This window comes from Neisseria weixii, assembly GCF_042658245.1.
Taxonomy (GTDB): Bacteria; Pseudomonadota; Gammaproteobacteria; order Burkholderiales; family Neisseriaceae; genus Neisseria; species Neisseria weixii.
This window is the reverse complement of sequence record NZ_JBHSPY010000045.1, coordinates 1-13708: the sequence shown is the minus strand read 5'-3', so window position 1 is coordinate 13708 and position 13708 is coordinate 1. Positions and strand designations below refer to the sequence as shown.

6 protein-coding genes and 4 pseudogenes are annotated in these 13708 nt (G+C 43.1%); all 10 read right to left on the bottom strand.

The window, feature by feature from the left end:
- Nucleotides 1–14: 14 nt before the first annotated feature.
- The 10 genes and pseudogenes from ACFPVS_RS12890 to ACFPVS_RS12850 all read right to left on the bottom strand — a co-directional run bounded on the left by ACFPVS_RS12890 (nt 15) and on the right by ACFPVS_RS12850 (nt 13640).
- Nucleotides 15–904: pseudogene (locus ACFPVS_RS12890) on the bottom strand (IS1 family transposase).
- A gap of 294 nt (nt 905–1198) precedes the next feature.
- Nucleotides 1199–2152, bottom strand: a complete 954-nt coding sequence (locus ACFPVS_RS12885) for a ShlB/FhaC/HecB family hemolysin secretion/activation protein (RefSeq protein WP_332457905.1) — start codon at nt 2150–2152, stop codon at nt 1199–1201.
- Between the two features lie 101 nt (nt 2153–2253).
- On the bottom strand, nt 2254–2976 hold the full coding sequence (locus ACFPVS_RS12880; RefSeq protein ID WP_232507391.1) for a POTRA domain-containing protein: 723 nt from the start codon (nt 2974–2976) through the stop codon (nt 2254–2256).
- Nucleotides 2977–3067: 91 nt separating this feature from the next.
- Nucleotides 3068–3523: a protein-lysine palmitoyltransferase gene (locus ACFPVS_RS12875; protein WP_096295316.1), complete on the bottom strand. Its 456-nt coding sequence runs from the start codon at nt 3521–3523 to the stop codon at nt 3068–3070.
- Between the two features lie 261 nt (nt 3524–3784).
- Nucleotides 3785–4201, bottom strand: a complete 417-nt coding sequence (locus ACFPVS_RS12870) for a hypothetical protein (protein WP_096295400.1) — start codon at nt 4199–4201, stop codon at nt 3785–3787.
- Nucleotides 4202–4895: 694 nt separating this feature from the next.
- A pseudogene (locus ACFPVS_RS12865) lies at nt 4896–10521 on the bottom strand (hemagglutinin repeat-containing protein); the annotation flags it as partial.
- Nucleotides 10522–10725: 204 nt separating this feature from the next.
- Nucleotides 10726–12219 (bottom strand): annotated as a pseudogene (locus tag ACFPVS_RS13775) (two-partner secretion domain-containing protein); the annotation flags it as partial.
- 81 nt (nt 12220–12300) lie between these two features.
- Nucleotides 12301–12953 (bottom strand): annotated as a pseudogene (locus ACFPVS_RS12860) (IS1595 family transposase).
- A gap of 69 nt (nt 12954–13022) precedes the next feature.
- Nucleotides 13023–13199: a hypothetical protein gene (locus ACFPVS_RS12855; RefSeq protein WP_157742735.1), complete on the bottom strand. Its 177-nt coding sequence runs from the start codon at nt 13197–13199 to the stop codon at nt 13023–13025.
- 240 nt (nt 13200–13439) lie between these two features.
- The gene (locus ACFPVS_RS12850; RefSeq protein WP_096295313.1) at nt 13440–13640 is read right to left on the bottom strand and encodes a hypothetical protein; all 201 of its coding nucleotides are present in this window, start codon (nt 13638–13640) and stop codon (nt 13440–13442) included.
- Nucleotides 13641–13708: the final 68 nt, after the last annotated feature.

Here is a 13708-nt window from a genome sequence, read left to right as displayed (position 1 = left end):
GGTAGTGTCTCACTTTAAAATTTTATTTTTTGTGATTCGCTTTTCTTCTTGTAAGGACCACGCTTTTTTGCAACAGGCTCAGGAACTAATCGCACAATCTCTTCAATGCTCCATACATGGTCACTAATGCCAGCAGCCATTGCTGGGGTAATACGCAAAGATTTATGTATTCGTCCAAAGTTGTAATACATAAAGTGCAAGCTGACTGCATTCATGTGATTTTCAACTTTTTTACTAAATCCATTGGTCAAACGAGTAAATCGTCTCATGTGCATACGCATGGTTAAATTTTGGCGTTCTACAAAGCTGGTACTAATGTGTTCATCTACTGGACTACCTGAAATAATTTGTTTGTATGCACCTTTAAATCCTGATGGAGAATAGCGGCGTTTATCATCAGTTGGTTGGCTGCCATATAATTTTACTAACATCGCATAATCAATTTCACCACCAAAGGCATCTTCAACTGCTTGTAGATATGGGTGGTGACCGTCAGTTGTAAGTTGAACACGATTGGCTAAACGACTGGCTACATCTTGCATGAATAGTTTAGCACAACCTGCATTACGCGCACCTACCAGCCAACTCAATATCAATTTACTTTCTGTTCTAATGCAGTCCAAGTATAGACATCACCATAACCAAAAATACCTTTCAACTCTTCAGGTACATTGCGCTGTTTAGCATAAACAAAACTCCAAATTTCATCACATTGAACTAATTTACTGGTAAGATTGCGTAAATTAAGGTCTTGATATTCAAAACAAGCCCTACCTGTATCAACCAATAATTTGGTAACAGTATTGATTGAGCAACCAACAATTCTCTCTATTGAACGCATAGAACAGCCTTCAAGAAGAAGCTGGATTACTTGTACTTTTTTATCAATAGGTAGAATATTCATAGCTAAAATTCTCTTAAAATTCAGTTTGAATTTTAGCATGGAATAAATCACTTTTTTAATTTTAATCGTATATTTTTGCAAAGGAATTATTATGAATCATAAAGACATAAAAACAGCCAGCCAATTATACAGGGATTAACTCAAAAGACATTTTCGCAAGCAAAATTTGAATTTGATAATAAATATTTAGGGGCTGTATTAGATTATCAGTTTTGACACACCAAAGAGTAGCTAAAAATTCTATGAATTTAGCGTGATATTTAGGGCTAATCTAATACAGCCCTTTCAATATTCCTAAAACCCATACCCCACCCGAAACCCCGTTACCCATCTTTTCGTTTCAAAGCCCTCGGGCTTTTTCAAAGCGCGGCTGGCGAACAAATCATAATACAGTTGCCCACCCGCTTTCATTTGTCCGCGCACACCAAGCGTTGCGCCAGCCAGAGTTTGTCCCAATAACCATTGCGCGGATTGTCCTGAAACGCGTCCCACATCTGCACCTAAATATAACTGATGTCCTTGTTTGAAGTTCCAACTCAAATCATTGCGCCAATACCAACCGCGTTCGGCTGCTAGGCTCAATTCGCCATCAAAGCCGCGTACGGTGTAGCGACCGCCAATGGCAAATTTGTCTTGGGCTGTGAGCGGTGTTTTATTCCATTGTGCTTGGATGGTTGTGTCGTAAGCAAATGGTTGTTTACCAATTTGGAAAGGAATATTCACATCGGCACTTGTTGTCCAAATTTTCATGCGCGATGTGCCTTCGCCAAAGGCTTCTTCGGGCGCTGGCAGAGCATCGCTCATGCCTGTGCCGCATTTGTAGGCGATTTTAAAATTGGCGGTGCTGCTGCCGATGTATTCTTTATGGCTTAACTCAGCCAACCAGCCTGCGGTTTTGCGGCGTTGTACCGTGATTTCTGCGTCATCAATATAGCTTTGTGTTTCACGAGTCCACAATTTTGCACCCAAATGTGTTTTGCGTTTGGCATCGCGGTAGATTAAGCGGTTGAAACCAAAATCTGTATTGTAACTTTTGCCGTTGTAGTCGTAGGCTTCGGCCAAACCTGCCACAGCCTGATGATAACGGTAGCCGCTGTGATTAAATGCCCATGTCCATTTGCCAAAGGGAACGGAATAGTGGACGGCATAATTGCGGCTGTTGCCTTTTTTCAGGCTGCCTGAACGGCCTGTTTCATCGGGTACATTGCCGATTGAATGTCCATAGTTCACATAAAACAAATCACTCAATCCCAGTGGATTATCCGCTGAAAAAGTAACATTGCCTTGATATTGCCTTGATATTTGCCTGTTGCTTTCGTGCCTGAATCATCAATGCCCACATTTAAACGTTAAGGCAACAATCGTTGCTGCCACTTTACCAACACCGTGCTTTGATTGGGTACGCCGTCCACTGGCACAATTTGAATATCCGCGCCCGCTGTTGGAATACGCTTTAAATTCTCCAAACCCTGTTCCAAATCGCGTAAATTCAAGATGCCGTCTGAACGGGTGGGGAATTCGTTTTGAAATGCCGCAATTCTATCCGCATGAGTTTCATCCTTTTGCGACACATCAATCTCAATGTTTTTCAAATACCCAGCCAACACCGTTAATACCAACTTACCGCTGTTTAAATCCTGCGGTGCAGCCAAAATGCGTGTGGTGGTGAAACCGCGTCCGATAACTGCATTCTGCGCTACGGTCATGATGCGGTTAATATCGCCCGCATTCAAACATTTGCCTGCCTGAAAACCTGTTTCATGCAATGCGCGTTTTAAAGCAAACTGGAATTTTTGATGGTGTTCGCCTTCTAAAACCACTTCATTAATCGCAAAACACGGTTGGCTGTCGTCATTGCCAACAGGCTGATTGACTGTTTCATTAACCTGCCCACTATCCAAACGCACATCTGTTTCAGGCTGCATCGTTTGACGCAACTGTTCTTCGCGTTGGCGTTGCAAAATATCTTGTTGCAAACGGATTTCAGCAGGGTTAGGCGCGGCGAACAAAGTAGCAGGAGCGATGATACCTGCCGATAAGCAGCACAAAGACAAGAGGCGAATATTAGGCAAATAAATGAAGTTTCATGGTGTGGTCGCAAAGTTAATAAAATCATCAATAAGTATTGATTGAATACATGGTTACATTTAAGACACGGTTGCATTAAGCTCCAAAGGTTAAAACCCTCAAACCCTTATCCGCTCCCTTATGATACAGAGCGCGTACTGTTGTATTGGGAAATAACTGGCGTACAGCCGAGCGCATTTGATGGCTGTGTCCCAATGGTGCAAACCATTGGATAATCCAAATATTATCGCCGCAGTTCCAATCACTGTTGTCGCGTAAATAGCGGTCGGATTGCAAATAATGCGCCTGCGCCACTTCATCAAAATATGCCCAAGAGATATAGCCAATTGGTTGCGTACCCTTGCAAAACAGAGCAAATTGACCGTTTTTTAACACAGGTAATACATACGCCATCATCTCAGCAATAGTCACTTGGCGATGGCTGGCAGATTGATGCCATAGCCAAGTCATTGCACCAAGTGCTTCGCTTTCGTTCCATGTCTCATTGGGGAAGAGCTTTGGGGAGATGATGTTTAGGGGTGGGGTAGGCATAGTTCAAGGGGGGGAGTTTGGAGGGTTAAAACAAAATAAAATAGTGTAAAGGGTATTTTTCAGGCAGCCTTGCATGTTTTATCCAAATCTCTGATTTGGCTATAAGTGAGTGTCTAAATCTATGATTTAGCCACACGAACTTATGCAAAGCTAGAACAGCATGCCGTAGGCAGTAAATAAAGTTAAGCATCGCTAAAACCGCGTGTGCATGAATGCACACCCTGCCATTTCACGGTTGGTATGTTGCACAGGCTACGCTGGCTAATTATCAGTACATTGATTGAAAACATGTTCAACTGCCTTTGGGGACAAAGGATTGCCGCATTTACTGCAATAATCGATATTAAATGGAGATACCCCTTTTGAATAAGTAACATTATCGTCATCTAAACTAATAGCTGTGCCATTCAGTTTTTGAAATTCATGACAATACGGACATATTCCAGCAATTATTATAAAAAAAACAGTACCTATCCCACCAAAAAAGAAATACATAAAAAACATTACTCCTAATATGGTGTTATCTAAAAAACTATGACCAGTTATTATTTTTTGAATAAGTGCCAAACCTGAAATTATGCCAAAAATCACAAAAAACAATTTAGGATAACGCATTTTTCTTTGGAATTTACTAGCAACCAACATAGCGTTTTCTTTATCTTTTAATTTTATAGTCATATTTCTGAGTCCTGCCATTCCAAATATCCCATTTAAGCATCAATCCACTACCTATTTGTGTTTTTGTCGAAACCTTTCCTTCCGCTCCTCTGTATATAGAAGAACTATTATTGGATTTATATTCCCTTCCTCCATATATACTTGCATTCCCATGAAATATTAATGCTTTACCTTCCAGTTCTAATTTTGTACCTAGTGTTGCATTATTATCAGAAGGATTGGAACCGAATTTAGGATTCCATATGGTATATTCTGTTGTTGCATCAAAACTCTTATTATCATCAATTTCTAATTTTCTTGTTTGTTTTGATATACCACCAGAAGCTATCACGCCGATGCCTAAACCAATTCCACCCTCTGCTTGTGCAGAAGAACCTCTATTACCTAATGTTATAGTGACCTTACCATTGACTTGAGGACCGACTCCTATTGCTCCAGCCAATTCGCTTTTTAATTCCAATCCAGTAGGATAGTTGTAATCTCGCTTTCCTTGATATGTAGATGTATCAATTTGATTTCTGAAATTATTACATTCTGCTGTCTTAATACCTTTATCACAAGCTGCATACAGTTCTCGTAGGTTTTGTAAGCCTATCTGCTCCCATTTTTCTTCAACTTTTAATTCACACAAGAAATCCCCTTTGCAGGAACGTAATTCAGCTTTTTTAATTTCCCGTTGCCCTTTTCGTAAGTGATTATTCTCCACCGCCCCCTGCGCATTCAGGCTGCCCTGTACCGCATTGGCTGTGCTATTCCCAACAGCCCCACCCGCAGCAGTCCCCAGCAAGTTCGTAATCGCCGTTACAGCCTCTTTCTCTTCTGCCGTTAAATCGCTTCCTTTGTCTTTTCCATATAGCCATTTACCAATCACAGGCGCAGCCGCTTCCGCACCACCTGCGCTTATCGCTCCTGCCAGTGCATTATGCTCTCCTGCCGCAGCAGTTGCCGCGCCTAATACTGCATGGGCGAGTATATGGGCGGTTTGTTGTCCTGTGGTGGGTTCGGCATTTTCTGTTTTGCCACTGCGTTGGTTTTCTTGGGCTAATCCTTTGAAGTGTTGTCCGATTTGATATGACAATGCTGGCGATGCAGTCGCTGCGGCAATCCCTGCTGTACTCTGAGTGGGCGCACTTAATCCTGCGCTTATCATATTGAGCAATACGCCACCACGTTGCCAATTTGCCGCTGATTTTTCTGCATTAGCCGCTTCTTGCAGTTTAATGACATAGGTTGCCATATCATTATTGGCTAACGCTTCTTCAGCAGCTTTTATGGCAGCTTTTTCTTTTACTTTTTGCTCATCATATTTTTTGTTGATGTGCGTCCCTGCTTGCTGGCTGGTTTGACTGAATTGCTGGCTAACCGTTCTCTGCAAATCCAACTCACTTTGCACCGCATCTTTGTCAAAGGTATTTTTCAGGCTGCCTGAAAGATTTGGGTTCTCTTGTAGGGCTTCAGTATTTAGCTTGGTGTGAATTTCGGCTTTGCTTTGCTCGGCTGTTTTGCCAGTCAGCTGGATTTGCTTTTGTTTATCGGTAATGATGATGTTGCGCGTATTGATGCCGCTTTTTGTTACGCTGCTTTGACTGTTGCTGTCGCTGCCGTAACCGATAGACGAACCTGTGCCGTTTTTATCGGCTACGGTTTTTAAGCGGCTTTCTTGCGGATTATTTTGCGCTCCCTGTCCTAATGTATCGCCACTCACAGCAATACTCGCACCAACACCGAAGCTCTCGCCATCGTAGCTGCTGCGGTTTTGAATGTCGCTGAAGCTGAGTGTACCTGTGGCAAATCGGTTTTTACCGTTGTCTTCTGCGCTTTGGCTGGAAGTTATCAATGCGCCTTTAAGGTCGGTGTTGTCTTTTATTTGGATTTGATAGCCGTCATCACCAGCAAAGATACCGCTTTGTTGGGTAACGCTTTGGTGTTCGGCATTGATGTGGCTTTGGCTGTAATCGCCACCAGCACTGAAGCCATAGCCTATGGTTACTTGTGCGCTGCCGTTTTGTTGTTTGCTTTGGTAGCCCTCGCTGTCTTGTACGCTTTGGATATGCAGGTTTTTGGCATCAACTTGTACGCCTTTACCTATGACTTGTGCGCCTTTGAGCATGGTGTCGCCGTTGCTTTGGATAATGGTTTGGCTATTTGAATCGCCAACATGGGTATGTCGGTGGGGAATGCTGTCGCCATTGCCGTAGCCTTTGCCAACATTGCCGCCTGCGGTAAAGCCTAATGACCAGCCACCTTGCCCGAATGAAACAGCAGCACCTGCATTCCAACCTGCTGATTTGTTTTGGCTACGTTCGGTATTGGTTTGTTCGGCTGATTGCAGATTGATTTGGTTATCAGCAATTAGGGTAGTTCCTGCTTTGCCTACAACGCCTGCGCCTATGATGTTGATATTAGATTGTTCGCCTGCACCTGTGGCGATTAATGTGGTTTGTCCGCCTGATTGGATTTGGCTCGCGCGGGCTTCGTTTGCTTGAATTTGGGTGGTTTGTTGGTTTTTCTGTTCGCCGTAGGTAATGGAAATGCTGATTTGCTTGGCATTGGTTGTTCCATTGACTAAATCTTGCGCGCTCTTGCCTGTTTGATAGGCTTGCCAACCTGCATTGGCGGCTGCCATGGCATTGACGCGATCGTTTTTGCTTTGTCCGACTTGTTTACCACTTTGTGCGATGGCAATAGCTTGTTGCGCCAAATCGGTAACAGGCGAGCTGAATGCCACCGTTAAACCTTTTTGTTCGTAGGTTTGGGTAGTTTTGTTGTCAAACTGGTTTTGCGCAGCTTTAATATTGATGTTTTTTGCGGCAATTAGGAGATTGCCCTCAGGGCTGGAAACGGTACTGCCGATTTGGGTGTATTGTTTGCCTGCAATAATGGTGGTATCGCCTTTGATACTGCCTACGGTGCTGCCTGTATGTTCTGTGCTTTGGGATTGGTTTTCCAGCGTATCTTTTTTGCTGCCAATCGTGAAGCCAATACCTGCGCTCATCAATCCTGATTTTTTGGTTTGATGATAGGTTTTACTTTGGTTTTGAGTTTGGATTGTGCCAATGTGAACATTATTGCCTGCTTGAATCAGGGTGCCGCTGTCGGAAATGACATTGCTGCCACTGATGGTGGCATCGTGTCCAGCCTGCAATAAAACTTGTTTGCCGTCAAAAGTGCTGCTTTGAGCGGTTTCGTTATGACTTTGGGCTTTATCGGTAATGACTAATTTATTACCGCCGCCGCTTCTGCCTGTGTGTTTGGACGCATCATCAGCTTGAGTAGTATTGATGCCCGCGCTGATATTAATGTCATTTTTAGCGGATACGGCAAGCGTGCCGTTTGCGCTGCTGACTTCGGCAGCTTTGGCATTAAGGTTGTTGTCTGCCAACAGAGTAACATCGCCTTGTGTTTGAATACTGCTGCCGACTTCATTAGTTGAAGCGCGAATAATGTGGTTGTCGGCATCAAAATGGGTTTCTTGATGTTTGCCGGTTTGTACGGCATCTAAATTGATGTCGCGTCCTGCTTGCAGCTGGGTTTGCCCTTGCGTTGATTGATTGCTGATTTGACTGGCAATGAAGTTGATGTCCTTGCCTGCTTGTGCTGCTAAAACACCTTTTTCCTTACCTGTGATGTAAATACCTGCTACTCGGTCTAGGTAAGTGCTACTGCCTTGCGCATTTTGGCTGCCGGCGGTTGTGCTTTGGCTGTTGATGTTGTTGCCTGCTTTTAGCAATAATGCCTGTTCAGCGGAGAGACCGCCACCAATATTGTTGATGTCTTGCGTAGCAGAAACAGCTGCTTTTTGAGCATGAACACGTCCACCGATATTGTCTAAAGTATCGGTGTTAATAATAAGCGCATTGCGCCCTGCAATGGTACCTAAGTTTTTCAGGCTGCCTGAAACGTCTATTTGTACATTATTACCTGACAATAATGCGCCTTTGCCGTCTATGTCGCCATTTTGAACGCGTACATAAACTTGCGGCACCAATACGGTTTGCGTACCGCCATCAGGGAGTTTGACTTCTTTTTGCACTAACCAAACGATGTCGCTGGTCAGCTGCGCTACCTGTTCGGCACTCAATGCAATGCCGACACTGAGATTCATGGCTTTGGCTGCCGTAATACCATTATCCATCAACGCTTTGAATTGCTCTTCATCGTTTTGGTAACCATCTAAACGGCGGTGTCCTGTGAGTGCAGTAATTTGTTCGTTGATGAGACGTTGCTCGTAGTAACCATCACCCAGACGTTTGTGTAATCGAGCAGAGTCTGTTTTGAGCGCAGACAGCATATACTCACTGCTTATCCATTGGCGGTAGTTGGTAAAGCGTGGGTCGGTTTCTACCAAATAACCATTGTGATTTGGATGGATGGTAAATAGGCTACTGGTGGGTAGTAAGGCAGAGCTGCCTGTACCATTCAGTATGTTTACTTGATTGGTTAGCGTGCGAATGTTGTCCCAACCACCCAACTGCAAACCTGCGTTTTGTTCGGGCCCAGTATGGCTGGTTGCTTTACGGTTGGACTCGTAAGCAAATGAACCCAGTGAGAGATTGTTGGATTTCGGTAGGTAGTGTGTATGAGGATACGTCATAACCTGTTTCATCACGCCCTTTATGTCTCTCACGCCAATAGCGGTGTAATTTACCATTTTCACTGGAAACGATTTTTTGCCCAAAGGTTTGCTTATTGTGCAAACCGTTTTGTTCGGTAGGCGCAATTAGGCTGCCGCCAGCGATGATTTGGCTGTCGGTATTGAAGACTTTTTCGGCATCAATGGTTAAATTGCCACCTGCAATGATTTTGGCTGGCGCAGTTTGAGTAACTTGGGTTTCTTGAGTAATTTGGTCGTAATCGTATTTGTGCCATTGCTCATGGGTTGCGCCGTCTGGTGTACGCAGATGGATGGATTCATCATCGTAGGTAAACCAACCCTGTGTTTGTTGCATGCCTTCGCGTAAACGTTCGTTGCGTCCTTGTGCTTCGTAATCCACAATACGCTCGCGCCCTGTCTCTACTACTTGCGTTTGCAAATGCTCATTGGTATTACGCAACGTTTCAACACCTAAACGCATTTTGCCTGCGGCTTCGATAGTGGCACTGGCGTTGTGCAGACTTTGAGCTCTACCTACGGCTTGACCTTTGGCATCTAATGCACCACCAATCGCCATATCATTGCCACTGTAAATCAGACTGTTTTCACGGTTGTTTAATTGATTAATTCCTAAGTTCAAGTTTTCTCGTGCAGCAATGGTGGCACCAGTGCCATTTTCATCTTGATTGTCTAAACGAGTGGCAGCAATGGCTACGTTATCGCCATAAATCCGACCTGTACCGATGTTACGCACCTGTTCGGCTTGAATTTTGGTTTGCTGTCCATCGATTAAGCCGCGATTATCCAAACTTTGCTGCGCGGCAATATCTGTTGTACCACTTGATTGAATACTGCCTTGCGCTTCATTATTGATGCTGTTCGCTTGAATTTGAATGTATTTACCTGCTTGCAAAGTATGTGCATTTTGCAGGCTGCCTTGTGTACTGAATAAAAGCTCATTACCTGCTACGATGTTGCGCTCTACATGGAAATCATCTTGCAGTGCAATATCGAGCTTATCGTCAGCGGCAAGCGTGCCTTTATTGGATAAAGATTTGGCTTGAATAGAAACATCATGACCTGATTGAATCGTGCCATCTGTATTATCAATCTCAAGGGTATGCCGCTTATCATCATGAATGGCGAGTTGTTGGTTGGTTGCTATTTCGCCATTTTGATTGTTTAGGCTGCCTGAAACGGTAAATTGTGCATTTCCAGCAGACAAGAGTTTGCCCTGTTGGTTATCTACCTTTTGGCTATGAACAGTCAGTTGTTGTGTGGTCGTGATATTGCCGTTTCGATTCAGCAGTTGCTGACTTTGAACATTGGCTGTATCTACAACAATTTGCCCTTGCGCATTATTTAAGATTTGACCTTTTGCTGTCAGTTGTCCAATAGCAATGCTGCCTGAATTGCGTAAGCTGTTTTGACTGGCAATACGGCTACTGCCTTCGCCCAAAATATTACCCGCGTTATTTAAATGACCTGTATTGAGCGTTAAATGCTTGGCTTGAATTTCTGCTTGTCGGGCATTATTCAGGCTGCCTGAAACGGTTAAATCAGCTTTGCCTGCCGACAACAATTTGCCATTAGTATTATTCAGCCGAGTGGTTTCAATCGTTAGCTGTTTACGTGTTGTGATGTTGCCGTTTTGATTATTGAAACTATCTGTTTGAATATGGGCCTTATCACTGATTAACGCCCCGTTTTGATTGTTAAACGCTGCGCCTGTTACGTCCAGTTGATGAACATCTATTTGCCCAGCATTATTTAACCCTTGCTGTGCCACCACGGTGGTTTGCCCATTGGCAATGATGCTGCCTGAATTGGTTAAAGTATTACTTGTTTGAATCAAACCATCAGCAAAGGTCGGGGCTGCGGTTGATGTAACTGTACTAACGGCTGCACTACCTGCACCTGCTGCAGTGGTCGGTGCGGTAGGGGAGGAATTTGAAGATGTGTTCGGAGTGTGATTTCCTGTATTGCTGTTTGAACCATTTGATGACGCAGGTATCGTATCCGGCAAACCAATGCGGCCACGATTATCCATTTTGCCCTGTGCTGCAATATAGAGTTTTTGCAAACCTGTTTGGGCGAGTTTACCTTGATTGTTGAGCGTATCGGTATGGATAGCCAAACGGGCGGCTTCAATCGTACCTGATGCCTCATTTTTCAGGCTGCCTGAATTGCGAATAGACAATTCGCCAGAAGACAATAATGTGCCGCTATTTTGAATAGATTGGGTTTGAAGTTGCGTGCTTTGTTGTGATGCAATTGTACCGCTATTTTCAACAGTTTGACTGCGGATATTGACTTTGTGTTCCGCCAAATTGTTGGCATCTTGCGCATTCGTAGCAGCAATTGTGCCGCTATTGCTCAACTGCCCTTTGGCATCAATGGCAACATTGCCAGCAGAAGCAAACAGTTGCCCTTGATTACCAATACCAGCTTGTTGTGCTGTGCTGATTAAGGTGATTTTGCCAGCATACATACCGCCTAATGCACCTGTGTCTATGGCATACAGTGGTGTGCTTGAAATGGTAGCAGTAGATGGGTTGTTGGTTGATGATTGGCTGCCTGAAATATTGTTTACTGCATACACCGTCCCATCTGCGGACACATTATTTTGTCCCACCAATATGCGTACATCTTTGCCCCAAATCGGCGCATCTATTTTGACTGCTTGGCTCAATAATTGGGTGTAATCGGTTTGACTGGCATCCAAACCTTGCCCAGTTATCCCAATACTGCCTTGTTGCACAGCAAAACCTGTTAAAGCCCCTGCTTGGTATTGTGGCATACCTGTGGTCAAAGTGGCGCGAGAGGCATTAATAAATCCTGCGCCATTCACTTGAATGCCCGCAGGATTGGCAATTACCACTTCTGCTCGCCGCCCACCCACTTCAATATAACCATTTAATAAAGATGGATTGGCAGAATTGACTTGATTGACAATTATGCGTGCTTGACCACCTGCCAACCAAGGATTGCCTTGAATCCAGCCACCTAATTGCGTTTGGGTATGACCACGACTGTTATTTAAAATTGCCCCTTTGTTATTGACATCAAACTGCTGGTACTGATTGATAGAAACCCCCGCCGAAGTAGGGGGTTGAATGTTGATTTGCGGTGTACCGTTGCCTGTTTGCAAAATGGTGGGTTGTTGGGTTTTAGGGGCGGTTTTATCGGCAACGATACCCTCTGCAAAAGTTAAAGGCGCGACCAAAATACTGGCTGCGCCTAAAATTAATGATACAGAAAAGGATAATACGGAGAATGCTGAATGAACCGAACCCATAGCCACTTCAACGGATTAAGCTGTTGTATCGGCGGCTGACTTACCCTCATGAGTGGTGTTTTCAGCGACAACCATCATGCAACCGCGTTTTTTATTGAAAATCACTTTGTAGAGGGTTTTGTTCATGATTGTTTCCTAATACTAAAATTTAATGTTTTAAATTTAAATTATCAATGTTAAATTATTTGGGGCTGACGTAGATTAGTCCTAAATACCACACCAAATTCGCAGAGTTTTTAGCTGCTCTTTTGGCGTACCAAAGTTAAAACGAACACGCATTCTTTCAAGAACAATGGAAAAGATTTACGGTCAATTCCGTTGTATTTTCTCAGAACACGTTTTGCTTGGTTCCAGAAATTTTCAATGCCATTGATGTGGTTTTGACGGTCTGCAAAAATCTGTGAATGATTGATGCGATGATGAATAAATTCGCTTACATCAAGAACATCATAGCTTTTGTAACAGTCTGTATAAACAATACTATCAGGCATGATTTTTCGTTTAATAACAGGCAATAAAGTAGTTTGTTTGGTGTCTTCAACAACAACGGTATAAACTTTACCATATCGTTTTAAAATACCAAATACAGCTACTTTACCTACTACTCCGCGACCGCGTTTGCCTTTACGTTGTCCGCCAAAATAGCTTTCATCTAATTCAACAGAACCATCAAAAACTTCATCTGCTTGAAGTTCTAAATGGTAGGCAATGACTTGACGGATTTTGCGGTAAAACAGGGCTGCTGAATTGGGGTTAATCTCCAACAAATTGGCAGCTGCGCGGGCAGTAACTTCAAGTACAAAAAATTCAAGCAATCTCTTTTGTGCTTTTTTGTTTAATTTACAGTTTGTTATCTTCATTTTTGCAGGGTAGCATAACTGCTAATCTAATACAGCCCCATCTACAATTTCACTCGATTTACTATTGGGTCATATTGAACCAATCAGGTATTGAGAAATGGTTGCAACAGGAAGTTCTTCTTTTACTAAATTACCCAGAACAATTTCTGTTTGGGTTCTTTTAATGATTTTTCTGAAAAGAACTTGGAGTAAAGGATTTTCAGAATTAGCTGGATTTTTAACAACAGCACCAAACCACCACAACATATACAAAAGTTTTATCTAAATTCCGATTCATCTGCGAAACCATTTGCCGAAATTTATCGAGGCAATCCCGAAAATCTTTCAGCAAATGGTTATACTGAACCGCCTTATCTTGCCATACTTGAATGAGATTATTCGGATAATTTTGTAGCAACCACAAACAGGCATGAAGTATGGTGTATCAAGTCAGTCTGCGGCTTTTCCAAATTCAGCATTTGCAGCGGAATAGACGTATAAATTAATCTATTTCTTACTTTGCTCTTCAATAGATTGAGCATTGATAAATGCCATCAATAAAGTTTCAGAATCTTCATCATTGTGAGCAATTGATGAGACCTGAATTTTTGATGCTGTTTGAGGCTTAATCATAATATGCTCTTGCTCTGCCTTTTCAGCAACAGCTTTTGCAAGTTGATTAAAATCTAGTCTTTGGCGTTTTTTCATAGTAAGTGTAAACTACCACAAAATATACCTATTGACTAGCCTATCAAATTTCAAAGTGAGACACTACC

Bases quoted from the DNA above. Each gene is read 5' to 3' on its own strand.
- ACFPVS_RS12875 (WP_096295316.1), bottom strand. From the start codon at position 3,523: ATGCCTACCCCACCCCTAAACATCATCTCCCCAAAGCTCTTCCCCAAT.
- ACFPVS_RS12870 (WP_096295400.1), bottom strand. From the start codon at position 4,201: ATGACTATAAAATTAAAAGATAAAGAAAACGCTATGTTGGTTGCTAGT.
- ACFPVS_RS12855 (WP_157742735.1), bottom strand. From the start codon at position 13,199: ATGTTGTGGTGGTTTGGTGCTGTTGTTAAAAATCCAGCTAATTCTGAA.
- ACFPVS_RS12850 (WP_096295313.1), bottom strand. From the start codon at position 13,640: ATGAAAAAACGCCAAAGACTAGATTTTAATCAACTTGCAAAAGCTGTT.